20 protein-coding genes and 2 pseudogenes are annotated in these 23,570 nt (G+C 69.4%); 16 read left to right on the top strand and 6 right to left on the bottom strand.

Going from position 1 to position 23,570, the window contains the following annotated elements; genetic code table 11:
- Positions 1-15: 15 nt before the first annotated feature.
- Positions 16-1,227 carry an ROK family transcriptional regulator gene (locus tag BQ8008_RS08590; RefSeq protein WP_234415307.1) on the bottom strand — a complete coding sequence of 404 codons (1,212 nt, stop codon included), beginning with the start codon at positions 1,225-1,227 and terminating at the stop codon, positions 16-18.
- Between the two features lie 410 nt (positions 1,228-1,637).
- Between BQ8008_RS08590 and BQ8008_RS13340 the strand changes: the two genes are divergently transcribed.
- The 5 genes from BQ8008_RS13340 to BQ8008_RS08570 all read left to right on the top strand — a co-directional run bounded on the left by BQ8008_RS13340 (position 1,638) and on the right by BQ8008_RS08570 (position 6,439).
- Positions 1,638-1,778: a hypothetical protein gene (locus tag BQ8008_RS13340; protein WP_159086783.1), complete on the top strand. Its 141-nt coding sequence runs from the start codon at positions 1,638-1,640 to the stop codon at positions 1,776-1,778.
- A 169-nt stretch (positions 1,779-1,947) separates the two neighbouring features.
- The gene (locus BQ8008_RS08585) at positions 1,948-3,279 is read left to right on the top strand and encodes a quaternary amine ABC transporter ATP-binding protein (protein WP_108833650.1); all 1,332 of its coding nucleotides are present in this window, start codon (positions 1,948-1,950) and stop codon (positions 3,277-3,279) included.
- Positions 3,279-4,157 carry an ABC transporter permease gene (locus BQ8008_RS08580; RefSeq protein ID WP_108833649.1) on the top strand — a complete coding sequence of 293 codons (879 nt, stop codon included), beginning with the start codon at positions 3,279-3,281 and terminating at the stop codon, positions 4,155-4,157. The genes BQ8008_RS08585 and BQ8008_RS08580 overlap by 1 nt, the downstream gene beginning before the upstream one ends.
- 66 nt (positions 4,158-4,223) lie before the next feature.
- A complete protein-coding gene (locus tag BQ8008_RS08575) occupies positions 4,224-5,099 on the top strand; it encodes a glycine betaine ABC transporter substrate-binding protein (protein ID WP_108833648.1) in 876 nt (291 codons plus the stop codon).
- A 161-nt stretch (positions 5,100-5,260) separates the two neighbouring features.
- Entirely contained in the window at positions 5,261-6,439 is a 1,179-nt protein-coding gene (locus BQ8008_RS08570; RefSeq protein WP_108833647.1) for a hypothetical protein, read from the top strand.
- On the opposite strand, the gene BQ8008_RS08565 is transcribed toward BQ8008_RS08570, so the two are convergent.
- Positions 6,358-6,990, bottom strand: coding sequence for a hypothetical protein (locus tag BQ8008_RS08565; protein ID WP_108833646.1), 633 nt, complete (start codon positions 6,988-6,990; stop codon positions 6,358-6,360). The two genes, BQ8008_RS08570 and BQ8008_RS08565, sit on opposite strands and share 82 nt — an antisense overlap.
- Before the next feature lie 536 nt (positions 6,991-7,526).
- Positions 7,527-8,027 (bottom strand): hypothetical protein, encoded by a 501-nt coding sequence (locus tag BQ8008_RS08560; RefSeq protein ID WP_108834814.1) that lies wholly within the window; start codon positions 8,025-8,027, stop codon positions 7,527-7,529.
- A gap of 204 nt (positions 8,028-8,231) precedes the next feature.
- On the opposite strand from BQ8008_RS08560, the gene argF reads away from it, so the two are divergent.
- From argF to BQ8008_RS08540, 4 genes are all read left to right on the top strand, one after another.
- Entirely contained in the window at positions 8,232-9,260 is a 1,029-nt protein-coding gene (gene argF, locus BQ8008_RS08555) for an ornithine carbamoyltransferase (protein ID WP_108833645.1), read from the top strand.
- A 106-nt stretch (positions 9,261-9,366) separates the two neighbouring features.
- Positions 9,367-10,494 (top strand): o-succinylbenzoate synthase, encoded by a 1,128-nt coding sequence (locus BQ8008_RS08550; RefSeq protein WP_108833644.1) that lies wholly within the window; start codon positions 9,367-9,369, stop codon positions 10,492-10,494.
- Between the two features lie 86 nt (positions 10,495-10,580).
- Entirely contained in the window at positions 10,581-12,437 is a 1,857-nt protein-coding gene (menD, locus tag BQ8008_RS08545) for a 2-succinyl-5-enolpyruvyl-6-hydroxy-3-cyclohexene-1-carboxylic-acid synthase (RefSeq protein WP_108833643.1), read from the top strand.
- A gap of 216 nt (positions 12,438-12,653) precedes the next feature.
- Entirely contained in the window at positions 12,654-14,456 is a 1,803-nt protein-coding gene (locus BQ8008_RS08540) for a S1C family serine protease (RefSeq protein WP_108833642.1), read from the top strand.
- 12 nt (positions 14,457-14,468) lie between these two features.
- Here BQ8008_RS08540 and BQ8008_RS08535 read toward each other — a convergent pair whose 3' ends face one another.
- Positions 14,469-15,845 carry an isochorismate synthase gene (locus tag BQ8008_RS08535; RefSeq protein ID WP_108834812.1) on the bottom strand — a complete coding sequence of 459 codons (1,377 nt, stop codon included), beginning with the start codon at positions 15,843-15,845 and terminating at the stop codon, positions 14,469-14,471.
- A gap of 32 nt (positions 15,846-15,877) precedes the next feature.
- Complete coding sequence (locus BQ8008_RS08530) at positions 15,878-16,606, bottom strand: demethylmenaquinone methyltransferase (protein ID WP_108833641.1); 729 nt, start codon at positions 16,604-16,606, stop codon at positions 15,878-15,880.
- A 364-nt stretch (positions 16,607-16,970) separates the two neighbouring features.
- On the opposite strand from BQ8008_RS08530, the gene BQ8008_RS08525 reads away from it, so the two are divergent.
- From BQ8008_RS08525 to BQ8008_RS08515, 3 genes and pseudogenes are all read left to right on the top strand, one after another.
- The gene (locus tag BQ8008_RS08525; protein ID WP_108833640.1) at positions 16,971-18,272 is read left to right on the top strand and encodes a geranylgeranyl reductase family protein; all 1,302 of its coding nucleotides are present in this window, start codon (positions 16,971-16,973) and stop codon (positions 18,270-18,272) included.
- On the top strand, positions 18,269-18,628 hold the full coding sequence (ndhC, locus tag BQ8008_RS08520; protein WP_108833639.1) for an NADH-quinone oxidoreductase subunit A: 360 nt from the start codon (positions 18,269-18,271) through the stop codon (positions 18,626-18,628). The genes BQ8008_RS08525 and ndhC overlap by 4 nt, the downstream gene beginning before the upstream one ends.
- Positions 18,629-18,719: 91 nt before the next feature.
- A pseudogene (locus tag BQ8008_RS08515) lies at positions 18,720-19,100 on the top strand (NADH-quinone oxidoreductase subunit B); the annotation flags it as partial.
- 37 nt (positions 19,101-19,137) lie between these two features.
- On the opposite strand, the pseudogene BQ8008_RS14130 reads toward BQ8008_RS08515, so the two are convergent.
- Positions 19,138-19,326, bottom strand: a pseudogene (locus BQ8008_RS14130) (NADH-quinone oxidoreductase subunit B); the annotation flags it as partial.
- A 15-nt stretch (positions 19,327-19,341) separates the two neighbouring features.
- Here BQ8008_RS14130 and BQ8008_RS08505 point away from each other — a divergent pair.
- Genes BQ8008_RS08505 through nuoF form a run of 4 tightly spaced genes read left to right on the top strand, consistent with a single transcriptional unit; the run spans position 19,342 to position 23,568 of the window.
- Complete coding sequence (locus BQ8008_RS08505; RefSeq protein WP_108834810.1) at positions 19,342-20,082, top strand: NADH-quinone oxidoreductase subunit C; 741 nt, start codon at positions 19,342-19,344, stop codon at positions 20,080-20,082.
- Positions 20,082-21,470 (top strand): NADH-quinone oxidoreductase subunit D, encoded by a 1,389-nt coding sequence (locus BQ8008_RS08500; RefSeq protein ID WP_108833638.1) that lies wholly within the window; start codon positions 20,082-20,084, stop codon positions 21,468-21,470. The genes BQ8008_RS08505 and BQ8008_RS08500 overlap by 1 nt, the downstream gene beginning before the upstream one ends.
- A complete protein-coding gene (nuoE, locus tag BQ8008_RS08495; RefSeq protein WP_108833637.1) occupies positions 21,470-22,240 on the top strand; it encodes an NADH-quinone oxidoreductase subunit NuoE in 771 nt (256 codons plus the stop codon). Before BQ8008_RS08500 ends, nuoE begins: the two co-directional genes overlap by 1 nt.
- Positions 22,237-23,568, top strand: coding sequence for an NADH-quinone oxidoreductase subunit NuoF (gene nuoF, locus BQ8008_RS08490; RefSeq protein ID WP_108833636.1), 1,332 nt, complete (start codon positions 22,237-22,239; stop codon positions 23,566-23,568). Before nuoE ends, nuoF begins: the two co-directional genes overlap by 4 nt.
- Positions 23,569-23,570: the final 2 nt, after the last annotated feature.

Genomic DNA, 23,570 nt, shown 5'->3' with positions numbered 1-23,570 from the left:
TATGTCCGACGACGGCTAGGTGTTGTGCCCGAGGTCCACCAGGGAGGGGTTGTCGAGCACGGATTCCAGTGCCACCAGAGCCGCTCCGTGTGATGAAGCCCACTTTCCTAGGTGGGAGACCTTCACCTTCACTCGGGCGCGCGTGTCCAGGAGCCGCGCCTCCAGGGCGGTGGTGGTGGGGGAGAGGAACACGTCCGCGAAGGCGGCCAGGTATCCCGACAGCACGATCACCTGGGGGTTGAGGACGTCCGCCAGGATCGCCAGCGCCTGCGTGAGTGCCTGCTGAGACAGCCTCAGCCGGTGCGTTAGCTCGGCATCCCCGGCGTCGAAGCGTCGGCGCAGGATCTCGATGCGATCCTCCAGGGAGGTGGTCTCGTCACGCACCTCGTCGTCCGCGGGGTAGGCCGACGTCAGTGCCTGCAGCCCGGAGCGGGTCTCCCAGCAGCCTCGTCGCCCGCATCGGCATGGCAGGCCCTCGGGTTCTACGGGCATGTGCCCGACCTCGCCGGTCAGACCCAGCCAGCCCCGCAGGAGGTATCCGTCGGCGATGATGCCGGCACCGATTCCCTCTCCGCCCGACAGGTAGAGCAGGTTGCGCACCCCGGCGTCCGCGTAGCGTTCGTAGGTGGCCAGTGCGGCGAGCTTGGCGTCGTTCTCCAGCGTGATGATGGGGACGTCCTGACGGGCGCTCATACGACGGGCGACCGCGTCGTGGACCTTGTCCGCGACGGCGACGTCGTGCCACCCCAGGATGGAGGAGTAGCGCACGGTGTTGCCGACGTAGTCGATGATCCCGGGCTGGGCCAGGACGATTCCCGGAACGTTCGTCCCCTGCTCGGCCAGTCGGTCCAGGGCGTGAGACAGCATGGTGCCGATGCGTTCGATCATCTTCTCCGGGTGGTGCCCGGTATCGCCGACCAGCTCGGAGCTGCGCAGGACAACCTCCCCCGTGAGGTCCACGATGGACAGGAGCAGTGAGCTGCCGCTGATCTCCAGGCCTATTCCCGCCGCCGCGCGCGGAGCCGTGCGCAAACCCGTGCTCGGTCTGCCGACGTTGCCGGACAGGTCGGGCTCCTCCTCGACGAGCAGCCCCCGTGAGCACAGCTCGGCCACCAGGGTCGACACTGTCGCCTTCGACAGTCCCGTCTCGCGGGCCAGGCGTGTGCGCGACAGTGCGGGGCTCGTCTGGAGGTGGCGCAGGATGAGTGACATGTTCGAGATGCGCACGTCGGTATGGGCCTTGGGTCCTTGCGTTCCCGGGCCTCCGAGGAATCCTCGAGGACTCGGCCCGTCCGGCGGGGTCCATCCTGCAGCCGGCACGCCGGTCTCCTCCTCGTTGGCTCTCCAGTCGGCTCTCTGAGCCGTGATCGTGTCCCTCAGCCTAGTGATTCGGGGGAGATGACGGGCTCCGCTTCGCGTGGGCGGTCTGTGGCGTCGGTGACGGTCCGCCTCTCTCCGGCAGGCGCGGTCGGGCGGGTAGGCGTCCCTCGTGCCGTCCGCCGTCCCGAAGTCGGGCGCGATCGAGGCCCGGAACAAAATGTGATTATAATCACTTACGGTCGCCTTGAAGAGCTCCGGTTGCAGATGTTCGAGTTATTGGTTATGTCCCGCGCCTGAGGTTCTGATGAGTGCGGGCTATGCGAGTCCTCATTATCCGTGATCGTTTCAATCATTTCTGGCACTGCGGGGCGGCGGGGGCCGCCCCTGCGCGCGAGGCGATCCCGGTCCCGCTTCCCGGGCGTGTCCCCGACCACGCCCTCGGGCGTGTCAAGGCCTGAGGCCCGGCAAATCGACGAATTTGGACATATCGTCAAATTGACCACCTGAGTGCTCCGCAGCACCATAAAACCGGCTTGCGGCCGTCTTGGGGCCCCGGAAGCGGTTTTCGCAGTTCGTCGTTCGAGTCCCGAAGCGGGCAGGCCCAGGAGCTAGATCTTGAGGAGTACTGTGAAAGTCATAGAGGCCAACCATGTCTACAAGGTCTTCGGTCGACGACCGTCCGACGGTGTCAAGAGACTCAAGGCCGGCAAAACGCGGGACGACCTGAGGAAGTCGGGGCAGACCGCTGCCGTCATCGATACCTCCTTCGACGTCGACAAGGGTGAGATCTTCGTCGTCATGGGCTTGTCGGGCTCCGGCAAGTCCACGCTCATCCGCATGGTCAACGGCCTGCTGCCCATCACCGCGGGAAGCATGACCCTCTACGGGGAGGACCTGGCCCACATCTCCAAGCCGAAGCTGCGCGACCTGCGCCGCGAGCGGGTCTCCATGGTCTTTCAGAATTTCGCTCTCCTGCCGCACCGCACAGTGGGGGAGAACGCCGCCTACGGCCTGGAGATCCAAGGGATCAGCCGTTCCGAGCGCGAGCGCCGGGCCGAGGAGGCGCTGTCGATGGTCGGCCTCGACGGGTGGGGCGGCTACAAGCCCGGTGAGCTCTCCGGCGGGATGCGGCAGAGGGTCGGCCTGGCCCGGGCTCTGGCCGCCGAGACCGACATCCTGCTCATGGACGAGGCCTTCTCCGCCCTCGACCCATTGATCCGTCGCGAGATGCAGGACCAGCTCATCGACCTCCAGGGCAAGCTCGGCAAGACGATCCTGTTCATCACCCACGACCTCAACGAGGCCATGCGGCTGGGGGACCGGATCGCCATGATGCGCGACGGACGCGTCGAGCAGGTCGGCACGGCCGAGGAGATCCTCCGAGACCCCGCCTCCGATTACGTCTCACGGTTCGTGGCCGACGTCGACCGAACTCGGGTCCTGACGGCCGGCTCCATCGCGGAGCCGCCCTACGCGGTCCTGGGCTCGGACCGCAGCCCCCGCGCCGCCCACAAGCTCCTCCGGGAGAACCAGCCGCCGTGGCTGCTGGTGCAGAACCGCGACCGCACGCCATTCGGCTACGTCTGGGAGGACGACGTCGCCCGTGCGGTCACCGAGGGCTCCAACGTCCTCCCGCTGTCCACGATCCACGAGATGCCAGTCGTGTCCCACTCGACCCCCGTCAACGAGCTGTTCGCCCACGCGGCCCAGCACGCCGCCCCCATCGTCGTGGTCGACGACGAGGGACGGATCTCCGGCGTCATCCCGCGAGTCACCCTGCTGGCGGCCATCAGCGACCAGAATCAGGGCCTGAGTGCCGGATCCCCTGAGTCCGCCATGTCCGACGACGTCAAGCAGGGCGTCGAGGCCGTGCGGGCCGCCGCGCGGGCCGATGCATCCGCATCGAAGCAGGCCGGAGAGGCCAGTGAGACCACCGAGGCCGAAGGAGCCGACGCCTGATGATTCCCGCGCAGACCTTCATTCCCAAGATTCCTCTGGGCAAGCTGGTCGAGGTCCTCATTGACTGGATCCAGAACCATCTTCACGGCTTCCTCACCGTGATCTCCCAGGCCGGGACCGCTGTCAACGACACCCTCGTGGACCTGCTCCTGGCCGTGCCGCCGCTGCTCATGGTGATCATCTTCGCACTCATCGCGTGGATGGCGAAGTCGTGGAGGCTGGCTGTGGGGACCGCCATCACCTTCCTGCTCGTCATCTCCCTGGGGCAGTGGGAGAACGCCATGGAGACGCTGGTGCTGGTCACCATCGCCACCCTGACCGCCCTCATCTTCGCGATCCCCCTGGGGATCTGGGCGGCCCGGAACAAGTACGTCTCCGCGCTGATCCGGCCGGTCCTCGACCTCATGCAGACCATGCCGGCCTTCGTCTACCTCATCCCCTCGGTCCTGTTCTTCTCCATCGGCGTGGTTCCCGGCATGTTCGCCACGCTCATCTTCTCCATGCCTCCCGGGGTGAGGATGACCGAGCTGGGCATCAAGCAGGTGGACAAGGAGACCGTTGAGGCGGGGCGCTCCTTCGGTGCGACCGACTGGCAGATCCTGCGGGGCATCCAGCTGCCCCTGGCCATTCCCACCATCATGGCCGGCGTCAACCAGGTCATCATGCTGGCCCTGTCGATGGCCGTCATCGCGGGCATGGTCGGAGCTGACGGCCTGGGTAAGGAGGTCGTCAACGCGCTGTCCACCATCGACATCGCCAAGGGCACCGAGGCGGGACTGTCCATCGTGTTCCTGGCGATCTTCCTGGACCGGGTGACCGCGGCCCTCGGGGCGCCGCGGGAAGAGGGCTCGCTGCTCTCGCTCATCAAGAAGCGGTGACTCATGACTCGACGACGCTTTTCCGCCCCGCCCTCACCGGCGCCGGGCGCGCACCGAAGGAACGCCATGCAGACCTCCCGCCGCACGTTCACCACCGCCCTCGCCGCTCTGGCGAGTGGGGGCGCGCTCGCCGCCTGCGGGCGAGGGGCGGGTGCAGGCAAGCGGATCCGTCTGGGCTTCGTCCCGTCGTGGAGTGACGGTCTGTCCATGACCCATCTGCTCAAGACCCAGCTCGAGAAGGCCGGGTACCAGATCAAGCTGACTGACCTGAGTGAGGCCGGCCCCTTGTACGCCGGGCTCAGCCAGGGTGCGGTCGATCTCTATCCCTCCGCGTGGCCCGACATCACCCACAAGGACTACATGGACAAGTACCGCAAGTACATCGAGGACCTGGGGACCTACTACGACTCGGCGAAGCTGTGCTGGTCCGTCCCGGACTACTCATCGCTGACCTCGATCGAGGACATCAAGCCCCACGCCTCGCAGATCGACAACCGGATCGTCGGCATCGAGTCGGGGTCCGGTCTGGTCAAGACCTCCGAGGAGGAGGTGATCCCGGCCTACGGACTGCAGGACATGAAGTTCCTGACCTCCTCGACCGCCAGCATGCTCACCGAGCTCAAGAAGGCTGTCAGCGCCAAGCATGAGATCGTCGTGACCCTCTGGCACCCCTTCTGGGCGAACACCACCTTCAACATGCGCGACCTGGAGGATCCCAAGGGGGCCTTCGGCGAGGGGGAGGGTCTCCACTTCCTGGGTCGAGAGGGGTTTGCGCAGGAGTATCCCGAGATCGCCACGTGGCTCGGATCCATCAAGATGGACGAGCCCACCTATGGAAGTCTCGAGGACCTCGTCGTCAATACCTATGGTGAGGGCAGGGAGGATGAGGCGGCCATCGCCTGGTCCCAGAAGAACCCGCAGTACGACTTCAAGAAGTCCTGATACAGCCGGATCGTCTGTGCCGTCCTCCTGAAGGGGCGAGGCCATACGTCGTGATCCCGCCGTCGGCATGCTCGACGGCGGGATCACTGATGGGTAACCGAGCCCATCGAAAGACGTGCCCCACCCGCGTAGCGTCGACGCTGAGGAGGAAGGAGCTCTCCATGAGTGCAGACGCCATGTCCTATGGCGGTCAGGGATTCAGCGGGGTCGAGCCGAGTCCGTTGTTTTTTCCCGACGACGCGGCTCGAAGGAGGTTACGGACCTCCTGCGCTCTGGGCATCGGGGCACTCATCGTCCTTGTCGGAGGCTTCATTCTCACGGAGGTTGTCGCCGCCGGCGTGGGGGCGCACCACGGCGCCGACGGCGGACTGGGAATGCTCGCCGGTCTTCTCCTCACCCCTGTGCCCCTGGCCATGTACTCGCTCATCCTGTCCGTCCGTTCTCTGCGCAGCAGGTTCGGCATGCGCGTGGACGCCGGCGGGATCCACCTGATCACGGAACGAGGGGAGAGAACGCTGGGGTGGGGAAGCGTGCGCGGGCGCTTCGACGTCGTTGTCACCGACCGCCCCTCGCGCCGCAGCAGAGCGGCGACCTTCATCCGTACCGCGGTGGTGGTCGGCGGCAACCGGATCGAGCTGCCCTGGCTGGATGTCGCAGGGGCCGATGAGCGCCAGGCGCAGCACCGAGTGCGTGAGCACGCCGTCGAGGTCGTGGCGCGCGATCCACGGCCGGAGGAACCTGTGCGACCCGAGGGGGCGGATCCGGAGCGCCCCGCCGTCCTGCTCATGGAGCAGTTCAGCGCCAACGGGGGCGCACTGGTCTCAGCCGTGCGCTGCTTCTCCTTCATCCCCCTTCTCGCGTTGGTCGCTGAGCTCGCGTCCCTCCTGTGGGACGGATCGGGGTACGTTCTTCCCTACCTCGTTATTCCGGCGGTCGTCGGCGTGATCGACGTCTGTGCGCTGGTGTACCTGCTGGTGCTGTTCGCCTGGCTGTATGCGCCCACCTACGTCGTCGTCGAGCCCTCAGGCGTGACGGTCCGGGGACGTCAGGGAAACGGGAAGGGGCAGTACGTGCTGCCATGGGACCAGGTGCGTGGCCGCCTGGAGGCGAGGGCCGTCAAGGCGACCACGGGCTGGGAGGCGCGGGTCGTGTGCCGCACCGGCGGGCGCGACGTGGTTCTGACCGGGGCCTCGCTCATGGCTGAGGACGAGTGGTCGGCCAGGCTCATGGCGCATGAGCGGATCGCGCTCATCGCCTCCTACGACCCGGGGGCTCCGCTGACCGACGAGGATTCCCACTCCTCGATCTCCTCGATGCGCTTGCCGTCCTCGTCGAGGTAGTAGCCCTCATCGTCGATGGGACGGAAGGTCATCCGGCCGTCGGAGCTCTCCTCGGCGAAGTGTTCCCGGGTCATGAGGCGGGTCCGGCGGCTGCGCTCCTTGATCTCCTCATGCGACATCGGCGTCTTCCACGTCCGCTCCAGCGCGCAGACCGAGACGATGGAGGTGACCCACACGAGTGCGGTGAGGGGGACGAGGAGCGCCGGAGCGAAGAGCATGGCCGCAGCCGCCGCGCCGACGGCGGGGAAGGTGAAGGCGGCCGCGGTTCGCTCCGCGCGGTTCATGTCGTTGCAGCGTTGAAGACGCATGGTCAGACGCATCGAGGAGGCGTCGAGGGCCTCGCGCACCACGGTGGCCAGGATGGAGAATCCCGTGACCTGGTCGGAGGTGAGGCCGGCGCGGGTGAGAGCGGACCAGAGGGCGACCGTGATCCCCACGATGAACGCCTCAAGGATCCCTAGGAGGACTCGCCCGGACACCACTCCTGACAGGGGGACCGCCGGCTTCCTGTGCTGGTGGTCCGGCGTGTGCGCGATGCTGTGCGCGCTCATGTGCTCCTCCTACCGCCTCACAGCCCACGACTGTCGCAAGCCCACCCTACTGAGGGTGTGACTGCCATCGCAGTTGATGTTCGTCGAGGGGATGGTGGAGCGCTTTCAGCGCGTATCGATGAAACCGGAGATCTGGAACATCCAGGGCGATGGCTGAGACTCTCCGCCGTTTGGTGTGCTGCGCAGGCAGGAGAGACAACCATCTCCTTGCCATGATCGATCAGATCGTATGCGCGGAGCCGTGGTACCGCCCATGCGCATCGACTCCAGGCCCAGTGCACACATCCAGTTCGCGGACTGGATCGCTGCGTGCGTGACTCACGCAATCGATCATCAGTTGGTGAGGACCTCCCGTCATCAGGGTCACTGACGACCAGCTCTTTCCAAGCTCGGGTGGCGCTTTTACACGCGAGTCGAAACTGCATGTCGACAATCGCTCCCTGACTGATATTCATCACTCGCGCCTGTTTGACCGGAGTAGGACCCTTGAGCCCTCGGCCGGCCGCTGACGTGATCGATGACCGGCGGCTCGGAGCCTACGGGGCCGTCCGAGTCAGTGCTGCCTGGCGGAGCTCGGGCACGTACCGGCGGCCGTCGCGGAAGTCGGCGGTGATGTACTCCGACGGGAACGGCTGGGGCTGGTGAATGCGCTCCTGGAGGGCGTCATAACTGAGCGAGGTGTCCCACGGTCTCTCAATGACGGCGACGAAGGCCATGAACGGCAGCCAGGTGAGAACCGTCAGCGCCGCCGTCGATGCCGGGATAAGGAGCCGGGCCGCCAGGAATCCGGCGACCGCCGGGCACAGCACGGCGATGAGGGTCAGCAGCAGGCCGTGAGCGTCCCGGGAGCGCCAGGCCCGCATGATGAGCCGGTGGGCAGAGGCATCGATGAGCTCGCGCACGGCCACCGCCACCAGGGAGAACAGAGCTGCCCGACCGAATCCCACGCCGGCTCCGGTGATCGCGGACCATACGCACACGATCACCGTCAGCCCAATCGCCCCGGGCACCCCGAGCACCAGGCGCCCCACCACCATCGCGGAGATGGGCGTGACAGGCCTCCAGCGACCACGTCCTGCGCTGCGCTGTTCCATGCTGCTCTCGCTCATGGCTCCTCCCCGGCCGGCCGGATGGGTGTGTTCAGCCGCTTGAATCATTCTACAAAGCCTGTTCAGGGCGTCTCGCGTCGGTGCGCAACGTGCTTTACCATCATCCCGGCTCACCGCACTGAAAGGATCCCCATGACTGCGCTCGCCGCCCCCGATTCCACCGTCCTCGCCGGCCTCAAGGGCCGCAGCTTCCTCAAGGAGCTCGACTTCGCCCCCGCCGAGTGGATGGCGCTCATCGAGCTGGCGGCTCAGCTCAAGGAGGACAAGAAGGCCGGTCGTGAGGTGAAGCGGCTGACCGGCAAGAACATCGCGCTCATCTTCGAGAAGACCTCGACTCGTACGCGCTGCTCCTTCGAGGTGGCCGCCTATGACCAGGGCGCCCAGGTCACCTACCTGGATCCCTCGGGCTCGCAGATGGGTCACAAGGAGTCGGTGGCGGACACCGCCCGGGTCCTGGGGCGCTTCTACGACGGCATCGAGTTCCGCGGTAAGAAGCAGGAGCACGTCGAGGCCCTGGCCGAGCTCTCGGGGGTGCCGGTGTGGAACGGGCTGACCGACGAGTGGCACCCCACCCAGATGCTGTGCGACTCCCTGACCATGCTGGAGCACGCGGGCAAGGCCGCCGGTGACATCTCCTACGCCTACGTCGGCGACGCCCGCTTCAACATGGGGCGCTCCCTGCTCGTCAACGGCGCGCTCCTGGGCGCCGACGTGCGCATCGTGTCCCCCAGGGAGCTATGGCCCGACGAGGAGTGCATCGAGGCGGCCCGGCAGGTCGCCCGGTCCACCGGAGCGCGCGTCACCCTGACCGAGTCGGTTGAGGAGGGCGTCGCCGGTGTCGACTTCATCCACACCGACATCTGGGTCTCCATGGGAGAGCCCAAGGAGGTTTGGGACGAGCGGATCGCCCTGCTGCGCCCCTACCAGGTCAACGCCTCACTGATGGGGATCGCCGGTCCGCAGGCCAGGTTCATGCACTGCCTGCCCGCCTACCACGACCGCAACACGACCGTGGGTGAGGAGATCTTCCAGGCCACCGGCATGGACGGCGTTGAGGTCACCAACGACGTCTTCGAGTCCGGGGCCTCCATCGTCTTCGACCAGGCGGAGAACCGCATGCACACCATCAAGGCCGTCATGGTCGCCACCCTGGGCGACTGACCGGCGGAACAACCGGGGCGGGGCGAGGGCCCCGATCGACGACCTCGGACGGTGGTCGTGGGGTGTTTGTTGAGGTGGGGCCCGCCACCCTTGTCCCGGTTTCATCATGTTGGTTGAAGATCGTGCGTATTCTGTGCCCGTGAGTCCGGACCATCAGCATGCCAGCGGCGAGATCGACATCGCCTCTCTTCATGCGCAGGACTCCACCGGGCTGCTGGACCGGATCGACCGCGCCGTGGTCTGGGACATTCCCCTGACGACGCCGTTCCGCGGCATCACCCGTCGCGACGGCGTCCTGCTCCACGGTCCCGGCGGCTGGGGCGAGGTCGCGCCGTTCTGGGACTATGGGTCGGAGGCCAGTGCTCCCTGGCTCGCCGCCGGCCTGTCCCAGGCCCTGGGAGGCGTTTTCCTGCCCCGCTACCGCGAGACCATTGTCGTCAACGTGACGGTCCCCGAGGTCAGTGCCGAGGAGGCGGCCGGACTGGTGAGTTCCTCCGGGGCCAGGACCGCCAAGGTCAAGGTCTCCGGCCGACGCGACCGGCGTTCCGCCGACCTGGAGCGGCTCGAGGCGGTCCGCTCGGCCATCGGCCGCTCCGGAAAGGTGCGCATCGACGTCAACGGCGCCTGGGACGTGGACACCGCCCGCGAGAACCTGCCGCAGATGGACCGGGCCGTCGGCGGGCTGGAGTACGTCGAGCAGCCCTGCGCCACCGTCTACGACCTGGCCGACCTGCGCCGCGCCGTCGACGTCCCCATCGCCGCTGACGAGTCCATCCGGCTGTCGGCCCACCCGCTGGAGGTCGTGCACCGGCGCGCCGCCGACGTCGCCATCCTCAAGATCGCCCCGCTGGGCGGCGTGCGCCGGGCCCTGGACATGGCCGAGCGCCTCGGGCTGCCCGCCGTCGTCTCCTCCGCTCTGGATACCTCGGTGGGCATCATGGCCGGGGCCACTCTCGCCTTCAGCCTGCCGACCCTGAGCCATGCCTGCGGCCTGGGGACCGTGCGCCTGCTGAGCCAGGACGTCGCCGAGCCCAGCGTCGTTCCCCACGACGGGGTCCTGCGCGTCGACGCCGGCGCCCCCGTCTCCGAGCGCCTCCTGGACGAGGTGAAGGCGGGCCCCTACCTCACCAGGCACTGGCAGACTCGCCTGCTGCACCTGGCCGGCGCCCTGCACTCCCGCCGTCAGCGAGAGGCCCGCGACCCGAGCCGGGCCGTGGCCGGGCTGCCGCTGTAGGCCCCCGCTGGGCCCGTGCGGGGGCCCAGCGAACTGTGACACATCGCAGCGGAACGGAGGCCGGGGGCTCTCGTATCCTCGCCCCTGTGACCGACTCACCGGAGTGCCCGCAGCTCCCGCCCGCCCTGGCCGACGCCCGCAGCCTCGTGGCCACGCTTCTGGCCGAAGGCGTCCGTGAGGTCGTCCTGTGCCCGGGATCGCGCAGCGCGCCGCTGGCGGATGCCCTGGCCGACGCCGCCGACACCGGGACCCTGAGGCTGCGGGTCGTCCTGGACGAGCGCAGTGCCGGCTTCATCGCCCTCGGCGCCGCCCGAGCTCACGCCCTGGCCGGGCGCAGCCGGTGCGCCGCTGTCGTCACCACCTCGGGGACGGCCGTCTCCAACCTCCATCCGGCTGTCAGCGAGGCCGACGCCGCCGGGACCCCTCTGCTCGTCATCAGCGCCGACCGGCCCCACGAGCTGGTGGGCACCGGCGCCAGCCAGACCACCGAGCAGACCGGGCTGCTCTCACCGGCTCTGCGCCTGGCCGTCGACCTGCCCGCGGACCTGTCCGCCGACCTCGGGGCCGGTGCCGCCCAGGCTGCCATCGCCGGACAGGTGCGCCGCGCCGTCGTCGCCGCCACCGGTGCCCTGAGCAGGGACCCGGGGCCGGTGCAGATCAACGCCCGCTTCCGTCCGCCCCTGGCGGCTCCGAGCGGCGAGGCGACTCCGCCATCCGTGCCGGCACCCGCTCATCCGACCTCGTCCGAGGACGGCACGGAGCCGAGGACACCGACCCCGCCGGCTGTCGGGATGGACTGCGACGAGCAGGCCAGTGAGCCGCTCTCCCCGGAGGGCAGTGAGGGGATCATTGTCGCGGGCGACACCGCCCATCCTTCCGTCGGAGCCCTGGCGCGGGCCCTGGCCGAGCACCTCGGGTGGCCGCTCCTGGCCGAGCCCACCTCCCAGGCCCGCGGCGGCCCCCAGGCCCTGATCCGCTACGCCGAGCTCCTGGCCACCGGGCCGGGGCGCAGGCTCGCCGGCCACGCCGGCCGCCTCATCGTCGTCGGCCACCCCAGCCTCAGCCGCTCGGTCTCCGCGCTCCTGGGGCGCGAGGACCTTGACATCACCGTCCTGACCGAGCGCGCCCGGTGGGCCGACGTGTCCGGGCGGGCTCGGCGCGTCATCCCCATCGACGGTCCTGGTCTCCTGTCAGCCGACGACATCGCCCTCCGAACGGCCCGGCTGGTCGACTCCCTCGGCCTGGTACGGGCCGGCGCCAGCTGGACCGGCTCCTGGCGCCGAGCCGTGGCGGACCTGCCCGAGCCGGTCCGGTCCGGCAGCGCCGACGCCGTCGCGAACGCCGCGGTGGAGGCCGTGTGGGAGGCAAGCCTGATCGCCGGCGCTCCCACTCTCCTGGTCGGCTCCTCCATGACGGTGCGGCGGCTCGACCGCCTCGCCCGCCCCGCCGGCCCCGGCCGTGCCGCACCCAAAGCCGTGGCCAACCGCGGCCTGGCGGGCATCGACGGCACCATCGCCACCGGCATCGGGCTGTGGATGGCGTCCGGCAGGCCGGTGCGTGCCATCATGGGGGACCTCGCCTTCCTCCACGATGCCATGTCAATGGGTAGAGGACTCCGTGAGGAGGAGGCGGACCTTCAGGTTATCGTCGTCGACGACGGCGGAGGAGCGATCTTCTCCCGCCTCGAGTATGCCCACACCACAGCGCCCAGTCGGTTCGAAAGGCTCTTCACCACCCCACAGTGTGCGAATATTTCCGGGCTGGCCGCCGCCCTGGGCGCTCGCGTCCACGTCCCCGAGGACGTCGCGGCTCTCCAGGAGCTCCTGGCCGAGCCGGTCGTCGGCCTCAGCGTCGTCGTCTGGAGAGCGGAGGAGCAGGCGGGGAGCGGCGGGGATGGCAGCAGATCAGATGCCAGACGCACGCCTAACGCCCGGACAACATGAACGACGATAGAGATAGACGGCACCGCGCGAGATGAGAACCGGAGGAGAGGCGCCGGCTCACCCCGAGCCCACCCTTCCCTCCTCTCAGAGCGCAGTATCACAACGGTTACACGATCCACAGCAGAGCCTCAGGCAAAAGTCGGAAACAGTCCAGAGCCCTGATGTTGTCTACCTGCTGACCTGGACAGGGCCGACGGCCCGAGGAGGAACACACGTATGAGCGGCTACGACGAGACGAACCCGGAGACCTACCGGCCTGCTGAGCCCAGCCAGGCGGCAGACGGAAGCCACCCCGGTGTCGGCTCCCGGCCCGCCAGCAGCCAGGGGGCGTCGGCCGCGGCGTCCTCCGGCAGTGAGCCCCTGAGCGAGTCCCCGGGTGCGCCCCCGAACCAGGCCGGATACGAGGATCTCTCCCAGGCCTACGGCGCCGACGCCTCCCAGCCCGAGCCGGTCCTGCCCGGTACCGCCCGGGCGGAAGACGCGCAGTACACCCAGCAGCTGTCCGCGGACCGGCCCACCTCGCAGCTGCCCGCCGACCAGCCCACGTCGGTTCACGCACAGTCCGCGGGCCCCTCCGCGTCCTACGGGAACCAGCAGCCGGGGCAGTACCAACCGGCACAGGGGCAGTACGAGTCCCAGGTCCAGCAGCAGAGCCAGTACCCCGCCCACTCCCAGGGGCAGCCGGCCGCCCCTTACGACCAGCCCTTCTCCCAGCAGCCCTACCAGGGGCAGCAGGCGCACCTCGGTTCGCCCTACACGAGCGTCCCGACGACGCCCGGCGGTCACGACTTCACCCAGCCCGCGGACCACGGTACCGGGAGCTCCTTCTTCCCGGCCTCGGACGCCTCCGGTGGGGAGAGCGGCCGGAAACGTCGCCGGGGACCTGGGTGGTTCGCCCTGGTGGTCTCCGTCGTGGTCGCCTCCCTGCTGGGGGCCGGCGGCGCCATCGGAGCAGTCAAGGCTCTCGACGTCCGCGACGGGAGCGCCTCATCGCGCTCGTCGTCCGCCCCTACCGCGATCGCCACCGGTGACACGACCAAGACCGTTGACAGCTCCGGCCATGCCCCCGACTGGGAGGCCGTCTCGGCCGCGGTGTCCAACGCGGTCGTGTCCATCGCCATCGCCACGGAGAACGGGACCGCTCTGGGCTCCGGAGTCATCTACGACAAGGAGGGGCACATCATCACCAACAACCACGTGGTGGCGGGCGCCTCGCAGATCCAGGTGACCCTGGCCGACGGTCGCGTCTACGACGCCGAGACCACCGGCACCGACCCCGCCACCGACCTGGCGGTCATCCAGCTCAAGGACGCCCCCGACAACCTCACCGTCGCCCAGCTCGGCGACTCCGACCAGCTGACCACCGGCCAGGACGTCATGGCGATCGGCAACCCGCTGGGCCTGTCCTCCACGGTCACCACCGGCATCATCTCGGCGTTGGACCGCCCCGTCGTCAACGCCCAGGGAGAAGGCGGCGAGGGCGGCTCGTCCGCGTCGGCGGTCTACACCAACGCCGTCCAGATCGACGCCGCCATCAACCCCGGAAACTCCGGCGGCCCCCTGTTCGACGAGAAGGGCCGGGTCATCGGCATCACCAGCTCGATCGCCACGATGGGACGCTCCAGCTCCGGCGAGAGCGGCGGCTCGGGCAGCATCGGCATCGGCTTCGCCATCCCCGTCAAGCTGGCCGAGAAGGTCGCCAAGCAGCTCATCGAGTCGGGGTCGGCCACCCACGCCTACCTGGGCGTCACCCTGGAGACCGGTGCCGCAGAGGCCGACGGCGAGAAGCGCGCCGGCGCCAAGATCACCTCGGTCGAGAGCGGATCGCCCGCCGACAAGGCCGGCCTGAAGAAGGATGACGTCGTCACCACCATCGACGGCAAGACCACCGCCCAGGGCTCGGCACTGACCGGCTACGTGCGCCAGTACTCCGCCAACGACAAGGTCAAGCTCACGGTCATCCGCGACTCCAAGAAGCAGGACATCGACGTCACCCTGGCCGAGCGCAAGGACTCCTGAACAGGGGACTGGTCAGCCATGCGCGCCCAGCGCTCCCAGCACGGGGCGCATCTTGGCGGTGGTCTCGGCCAGCTCGTCGACCGGATCGGAGTCCGGCATGATGCCGCCGCCCCCGAAGACCAGCGCGGGGGAGTGGGGGCCCGCTCCGCCCAGGGGTAGCTGGGCGCTGCGCAGCGCGATGCACCACTCGCCCTCGCCATGCCAGTCGACCCAGCCCACGGGGCCGGCGTAGCGCCCCCTGTCCATGGACTCGGCCTCGTCAATGAGACGCGCCGCCGCCTGAGTCGGCGTCCCGCACACGGCCGCCGTCGGGTGCAGCGCGTCCACCAGTGCCAGGGCGCCGGTATCCCCGGCGACGACCCCGGTGACGTCACTGGCCAGGTGCAGGACGTTGGGCAGCGTCAGGACGAAGCGTGCCGGGGCCTCCACCACCGAGCACAACGGCTCCAGCGCAGCGATCGCCGAGGCTCGGGCCAGTTCGTGCTCCCGGTTGTTCTTCTCCGAGCCCTCCAACCAGGCCGCCAGACGGGCCGTTGCCAGCGGGTCCTCACCGGTGCGCCGTCGGGCCGTGCCGGCCAGCACCCGGCTGATGAGACGTCGATCGCGCAGGCGCAGCAGCAGCTCGGGGCTGGCCCCCACCATCCGGTCGACGGCGAAGGTCCAGGTGGAGGGATAGTCGGCAGCCAGGCGCCGCAGCACCGTGCCGGTGGCCAGTGGCGCAGCCGGGCGCACCAGGACGTCGCGGGCCAGGACCACCTTGCGGGCCTGTCCTGCGCGCATCCGTTCCTGCGTGCCCGCCACCGCCCGGCACCACTGCTCCTCGCTGAGAGCCCCGACCTCGACGGTGGCGTCGCCCGCACCCTCGCTGCCGGCTGCGACCCCGCCGCCATCAGCGTGCTCCCGGCCAATGGCCGTGCGAGCCTCAGCCACAATCCTCTTGACGAGCGCCTCGGGATCCGGGTGCTCCGGCTCGGCCCGACCCGCCGGGGCGGGCACCGCGGTCGTCAGCCAGGCGCCGTCGTCGTCGAGCCCGATGAGGACCTCCGGGACCAGCAGCACTGAGGACTGCTCGGAGGCGGGGGAGAAGGTGATGGTGCCCAGAGCCACGGGCCCGGTCCCGGGGCGCACCAGCGCGTCGCGCCACCAGGCGGCGCCCATCACGGCCCGCCAGGCCGCCCGCAGCGCCTCGATGCGTCCCTCGCCGTGGGCCGTGATCGTCAGGACGCGCCCCAGGCCGATGAGTCCGCGTCCCTCGTGGACCCAGGAACAGACCTCCTCGCGGCCTGCCAGCAGGTCGATGAGCTCCAGTCCCGCGAGCGCGTCATCGGGCAGCTCGTGCGTGCGGAAGGACAGCCGCGGCGGCGCGGCCAGGCAGTGGTCAGCTCTCAGAGCGGCTTTCGGAGCAGCCCCCGGGTCGGCTCTCACTGCTCCTCATCTCGGGGACGGGCGGCCCGAGTGGCGCGGTGGACGGCGACGATCCCACCGGAGAGGTTCTTGTAGCCCACACCCCGCCAACCGGCCTCGTGCATGAGCCCGGCCAGCTCCCTCTGGTCCGGCCAGGCCAGGATCGACTCGCCCAGGTAGTCGTAAGCCTCAGTGTTCGACGAGATCAGGCGTGCCGTGGTGGGCAGGGCGCTGCCCAGATAGAAGCGGTACAGGCGGCGGAAGACGGGCCAGACCGGGGTGGAGAACTCGGCGATGACGATCCTCCCGCCCGGGACCGTCACCCGGTGCATCTCCGCCAGCGCCCGCGCCGTGTCCTGCACGTTGCGCAGCCCGTAGGAGATGGTGACGACGTCGAAGGTCTCATCGGCGAAGGGCAGAGCCGTGGCGTCCCCGGCCACGAAGGCGATCTCGGGGTGGCGGCGCTTGCCCTCGGCGACCATGCCGGTGGAGAAGTCGCAAGCCACGACCTCGGCGCCGTCGGCGGCGTACTCCACTGAGGAGGTCCCGGTCCCCGCAGCCAGGTCCAGGACACGCATCCCCGGTCCGGCGGCCACGGCCGCGCGCGTCACCCGGCGCCACATGTGCACCTGGAACAGGCTCATGACGTCATTGGACAGGTCGTACCGGCGCGCGACGGCGTCGAACATCCCGGCGACCTCGCGCGGGTCCTTGGCGAGGGTGGCTCGAAGAGGGGATTGGCTCATGGGGATCATCATCGCAAATCCCGGCCGCGGCAGCGCCGTGGAGCCCCGTCGCAGGTGCGGCGGTGAGCTCCCCTGACGGAGTAGGACACAGGTCCCGTCCGACGATGTTGAAATTCGTCACTCCCTCGCAGCGTAATTCCGGAACGGCGCGGCATGCCGCCGCTTCGTCGCCTCGCTGAATCATTGCCGTCACAGCAACGAAAACCCCTGGTCAGCGCTTCCGGGGGCGGTGTCGTCCAAGAGGCGAGCGCCCCCTGGGTACAGTCGGCACAGGCCCCGGCCGCCTCGGGGCTGCATTACGGTGCCAACTGTGATGCCTATGACAACACCTGCCGTACCAGACGCACCGAGGAGGGGAGCCCGAGTGACTCAGGCAGCCGCCCAGTCCAGCGCCTCCACCGCAGCCGACGTCATCGTCGTCGGCGCCGGCCCCGCTGGCTCCTCGGCAGCCTTCCACATGGCCACCCTCGGCCTCGACGTCATCCTCCTGGAGAAGCAGGAGCTCGGCCGGGACAAGGTCTGCGGCGACGGACTGACCCCCTCGGCCGTGCGCGAGCTCGTCTCCATGGGAGTGGACACCTCCGGCTGGCAGCGCAACCGCGGTCTGCGCGTCATCGGGGGCGGGCACGTCCTCCACTTCCCCTGGCCCGAGCAGGCATCCTTCCCCTCCTACGGGATGGCCCGCCCGCGAGCCCTTCTCGATCGGGACCTGGCCGAGCACGCCGCCGCGGCCGGCGCCCGCCTGCTGACCGGTGTGACCGTCACCGGTCCCGTCACCTCGCCCACCGGGCGGGTCACCGGCGTCGAGGCCCGCCCCACCAACCGGGTCGCCTACCCCGGCATCGAGGGGCCCACGACCTTCACCGCCCCCCTGGTCGTTGACGCCGGAGGGGTCTCGGCCCGCCTGGCCACCGCTGTCGGGCGCACCAAGAACGAGCGCCGCCCCATGGGGGTGGCCGTGCGCGCTTACTTCCGCTCCCCGCGCTCCAAGGACGCCTGGATGGAGTCGCGCCTCGAGCTGTGGGACGGCAAGCCCGGCCAGTCCGACCTCCTGCCCGGCTACGGGTGGATCTGGTCCGTGGGGGAGGGGCTGGTCAATGTGGGGCTCGGCTCGGTCTCCTCGCGCGCCGCGGCCACCGCCATCGACTACCGGGCCGTGTTCAACCGCTGGATGGACAATGTCCCGGCCTCCTGGGGCTTCACCAAGGAGAACCAGGTCGGCGGCCTGGTCAGTGCCGCCCTGCCCATGGCCTTCAACCGCAAGCCCCATTACGCCGACGGCCTCATGCTGCTCGGCGACGCCGGCGGCATGGTCTCTCCCTTCAACGGCGAGGGCATCGCCCAGGCCCTCCTGTCCGGTCGCCTGGCCGCCCAGGCCGCCGCGCAGGCCGCCGCCCGCTCCACGACGTCGGGCCGCGAACAGGTCCTGGCCCAGTACCCCAAGGCGCTCAGCGCCGAGATGGGCGGCTACTACACGCTCGGGCGCGTCTTCGTCGCCCTCATCGAGCACCCCGAGGTCATGCGCCTGTGCACCCGCTACGGGCTGCCGCGCAAGCGCCTCATGAAGGTTGTCACCAAGCTCCTGTCCGACGGGTGGGAGCGTCGCGGCGGCGACGGAATCGACCACTTCATCCAGCTCCTGACAAGGATGGTGCCGGAAGCATGAACCCCTACGCCTCCCTGCTCATCATGGCCGCACTGGCTCTCGTGGTCGCGATCGGCGGCCTGGCCATGAGCGCTATCATCAGCCCCACCCGGCGCAACCGGGTCAAGGTCGCCAACTACGAGTGCGGCATCGACCCCACCCCCGCCAACACCGAGTACGGGCGCTTCCCCGTCTCCTTCTACCTGGTTGGCATGACCTTCATCATCTTCGACGTCGAGGTGGTCTTCCTCTACCCCTGGGCCACGGCCTTCGGGCGTCTGGGGTTCTTCGGACTGGGCGCCGCCGTCCTGTTCATCGGCCTCATCACCGTGCCCTACATTCTCGAGTGGCGCCGCGGCGGACTGGACTGGGACTGAGGCAGACGGACCGAGTACGAGGCACCAGCGACGGGCCCTGCGGGCGGCACGCGGCCCTGACGATCTCAAGGAGTACACAGCAGTGAAGAGCATGAAAAAGCACAACGCCTTCATGGCGTCCATCCCTTCCAAGCGCAACGACCCCTACGCGGCCGCTGCCGCCGAGGTGGACAGCCCCGGCTTCCTGCTGACCACCGTTGAGAAGCTCGCGGGCCTCGCCCAGGCCCGCTCCATGTGGCCCGTCACCATGGGTCTGGCCTGCTGCGCCATCGAGATGATGGCCGCCGGCACGCCCCGCTTCGACATGGCCCGCTTCGGCTGGGAGGTCTTCCGGGCCTCCCCGCGCCACGCCGACGTCATGATCGTCTCGGGCCGCGTCTCCCACAAGATGGCACCGATCGTGCGCAACGTCTACGACTCCATGCCCGAGCCGAAGTGGGTCATCTCCATGGGCGCCTGCGCCTCCTCGGGCAGGGCGTCGGAGCCGTGTGCCGGAGCGTTCTTCTCACTCATGCCAGCAGGCCCTTCATCTCATGGGTGGGGGTGGCGGACAGGGCGGCGGCCTCGACGGCGCGGGCGATCTCCTCGCGGTGCTTGAACAGCGGCTTCTTCTCGATCTGGCGGGTGAGCTCGAGCATGGCGTTGAGGAGCATCTCGGGGCGGGGCGGGCAGCCGGGCAGGTAGATGTCCACCGGGAACACGGCTCCGACGCCCTGCCCGAGATCCCCGAGGTCCCAGCGGTCCCCGCCGTCCCCGAGGTCGCCGGCACCCCCGTGCGCCCCGAGCTGCGCCTGGAGGTCATCGCCGCCCCCACCGGGCAGTTCGGCGCCTCCGACGCCGGCGACACCACCGGCTACGGCGAGCACCGCAGCGTCGTCACCCTCGCCCCCGCCGCCGTACGCCCCTACGGAGGCTGGTTCGACGGCGTCGTCGACGCCCTCATCGAGGACCTCCAGGACGCCGGCGTCGACCCGGCCGCCGCCATCGAGAAGGTCGTCATCGAGCACGACGAGCTCACCCTGTTCATCGCCCGCGAGCACCTGCTCGACGTCGTGCGGCCCCTGCGCGACGACCAGGACCTGCGCTTCGAGCTGTGCCTGGGCGTCAGCGGCGTCCACTACCCCCAGCTGGCCGGCCGCGAGCTGCACGCGTGCATCGAGTTCATGAGCCTGACCCACGGCGGGCGCCAGCTGCGCCTCCAGGTTGCCTGCTCCGTCTCCGACCCGCACGTGCCCTCCATCGTCTCGGTCTACCCCGGTAACGACTGGCACGAGCGCGAGACCTGGGACCTCATGGGCATCGTCTTCGACGGCCACCCCCACCTGACCCGCACCGCCATGCCCGACGACTGGGTGGGCCACCCCCAGCGTAAGGACTACCCGCTGGGCGGCATCCCCGTCGAGTACAAGGGCGCCCAGACCCCGCCCGCCGACACCCGGAGGTCCTACCGCTGATGAGCACCACACGCACTTTCCGTGCCTCCGGCCCCGCCACGGACGACCTGTCCGCCGGCGCCGAGCAGTTCACCGTCAGCGGCGGGGACTGGGACGACGTCGTCGCCCAGATCGCCGAGCGCGACGAGGCCGACCGCCTTCGCAACGACCGCATCGTGCTCAACATGGGCCCGGTCCACCCCTCCACCCACGGCGTGCTGCGCCTGGTCCTGGAGGCCGACGGCGAGGTCGTCACCGAGGTCCGTGTCGGTACCGGCTACCTGCACACCGGCATCGAGAAGAACATGGAGTACCGCACCTGGGTCCAGGGCGAGACCTTCGTGACCCGTATGGACTACGTGGCACCCTTCTTCCAGGAGGTCGGCTATGCGCTCGCCGTCGAGAAGCTCCTGGGCATCACCGACGACGTCCCCGAGAAGGCCACCGTCACCCGCGTGCTGCTCATGGAGCTCAACCGCATCGCCTCCCACGTCGTAGCCGTGGGCACCGGGGGCAACGAGATGGGCGGTACCACGCTCATGACCATCGCCTTCCGCTGCCGTGAGAACATCCTCAAGGCCTTCGAGATGGTCTCCGGGCTGCGCATGAACCACGCCTACGTCCGCCCCGGGGGCCTGGCCCAGGACATTCCCGAGGGCTTCACCGAGTTCGTGCGCTCGGTCATGCCCGACATCAAGCACGACATCCACGAGCTCGAGCTGCTGCTCATGGAGAACCCGATCCTCAAGTCCCGCTTCATCGGCGTGGGCGAGATCAGCCTGGCCGGTGGGCTCGCCCTCGGACTGACCGGCCCGTGCCTGCGCGCGGCCGGCTACCCCCTGGACCTGCGGCGCACCAACCCCTACTGCGGCTACGAGACCTACGACTTCCGGGTCCCCACCTACAAGGTCTCCGACTGCTACAACCGCCTGCGGATCCGGCTCGACGAGGCCTACGAGTCCCTCAAGATCGTCTCCCAGTGCCTGGACCGCCTCGACGAGATCTCCGCCCGCGGCGACGACCCCTCCAACACCACGATGGTGGACGACCCGACCATCGCCTGGCCCGCCCGCATGGCCATCGCCACCGACGGTCAGGGCCAGTCCCTCGAGCACGTGCGTGAGATCATGGGCTCGTCCATGGAGTCCCTCATCCACCACTTCAAGCTGGTGACCCAGGGCTTCCGGGTCCCGGCCGGGCAGGTCTACCAGACCGTGGAGCACGCCAAGGGGGTCCTGGGCATCCACGCCGTCTCCGACGGCGGCACCCGCCCCTACCGGGTCCACTTCCGTGACCCCTCCTTCTCCAACCTGCAGTCGCTGGCCCTGATGGGCGAGGGCGGCATGATCGCCGACCTCGTGCCCACCCTGGCCTCCATCGACCCCGTCCTGGGAGGCGTGGACCGCTGATGAGCACCACTGAGAACGCAGTCAACCCGGCCGTCGAGACCATCGCCACCGTCAGCGCGGTGGACCCGGCGGGCGCCGTCGCGGCCGCCGCCGTCGCCGCCGGATACAGCCCCGACGTCGCTCAGGGCCTCCAGGTCGACATCGAGCGGATCATCGCCCGCTATCCGGCGGGCAAGGAGCGCAGCGCCCTCATCCCGATGCTCCACCTCATCCAGTCCGTGGACGGCTACGTCTCACCGGCCGGCATCGCCCTGTGCGCCGCCCGGCTGGGCCTGGACCGCGCCGAGGTCAGCGCCGTGGCCACCTTCTACAGTCAGTTCCGCCGCCACCCCGCCGGCACCTACCACGTGGGCGTGTGCACCAACGCCCTGTGCGCCGTCATGGGCGGGGACGAGATCTGGACGGCCGTCACCGAGCACACCGGCCTGGGCGCCGAGGAGACCAGCGATGACGGCACCATCAGCCTCGAGCGCATCGAGTGCAACGCCGCCTGCGACTACGCCCCCGTCGTCATGGTCAACTGGGAGTTCTTCGACAATCAGACCCCCGACTCCGCCGTCGCCATGATCTCGGCCCTCGAGCGCGGCGAGGACGTGGCCCCCACCCGCGGGCCCGAGACCGTGCCCACCTTCCGCGAGAACGAGCGCCTTCTGGCCGGCTTCGAGGACGGGCGCACCGACGAGGGACGCGGCCCCGGCGAGCCGACCCTGCGGGGCCTGCGCATCGCCCGCGAGCACGGCTGGACCGCGCCGAAGGAGGAGTCCAAGTGAGCGCCACCGCCACCTACACCGCGCCGGGCACTCTCACCCCGGTCCTGAGCGACCTGTGGGACCGGGAGCGCTCCTGGACCCTGCGGACCTACCTCGACCACGGCGGCTACGAGGGCCTCAAGAGGGCCAAGTCGCTCAGCCCGGAGGAGCTCATCACCCTCATCAAGGACTCCGGCCTGCGCGGACGCGGCGGCGCCGGGTTCCCCACCGGCCTGAAGTGGTCCTTCCTGCCCCCGGTCGACGGCGGCCCGCGCTACCTCGTGGTCAACGCCGACGAGTCCGAGCCGGGTACCTGCAAGGACATCCCCACGATCCTGTCCAACCCGCAGGCGCTCATCGAGGGCATCGCCATCACCTCGCGGGCCATCGGCGGCGACCATGCCTTCGTCTACCTGCGCGGTGAGGTCTCCCACGTCTATCGCCGCCTGCTCAGCGCCGTGCGCGAGGCCACCGAGTCCGGCCTGCTGGACACCGGCTTCGGTCTGGACGGCCAGCAGCGCCTGCGCATCACCGCGCACGCCGGCGCCGGCGCCTACATCTGCGGGGAGGAGACCGCCCTGCTGGACTCCCTGGAGGGCCGGCGCGGCCACCCCCGTCTCAAGCCGCCCTTCCCCGCCGTCGCCGGCCTTTACGCCCGCCCCACGGTGGTCAACAACGTCGAGACCATCGCCTCGGTCCCGGCGATCCTGGCCCGCGGCGCCCAGTGGTACTCCACCATGGGTACCGAGAAGTCCAAGGGCCACGGCATCTTCTCCGTGTCCGGGCACGTGGCCCGCCCCGGCCAGTACGAGGCCCCCTTCGGCATCACGATGCGCGAGCTCATCGAGCTCTCCGGCGGCATCCGCCCCGGCCATGAGCTGAAGTTCTGGGTCCCGGGAGGCTCCTCGACACCGATCTTCGGCCCCGATGAGCTCGACGTCCCGCTGGATTACGAGTCCGTGGCTGAGGCCGGCTCCATGCTGGGAACCCGTGCCCTGCAGGTCTTCGACGAGACCGTCTCCGTGGTGCGCGTAGTCACCCGCTGGACCGAGTTCTACCAGCACGAGTCCTGCGGCAAGTGCACCCCCTGCCGCGAGGGCACCTACTGGATGCGCCAGATCATGCTGCGCCTGGAGGCCGGACGCGGACTGCCCGGCGACGTCGAGAAGCTCGAGTCCATCGCCTCCAACATCGCCGGGCGCTCCTTCTGCGCCCTGGGCGACGCCTCCGCCACCCCGGTCCTGACCGGCATCAAGCGGTTCCGCGAGGAGTTCGAGGCCGGCTACACCGCCGCCGCCGGTGAGCTCTTCCCCTACGCCGCCTCCTCCGTCTTCGAAAGCGCACGGTGAGC

The sequence above is a fragment of the Actinomyces sp. Marseille-P3109 genome (assembly GCF_900323545.1).
In the GTDB taxonomy this organism is placed as follows: domain Bacteria; phylum Actinomycetota; class Actinomycetes; order Actinomycetales; family Actinomycetaceae; genus Actinomyces.
The sequence above is the reverse complement of the archived record's forward strand: the minus strand, read 5'-3'. Positions and strand labels throughout refer to the sequence as shown.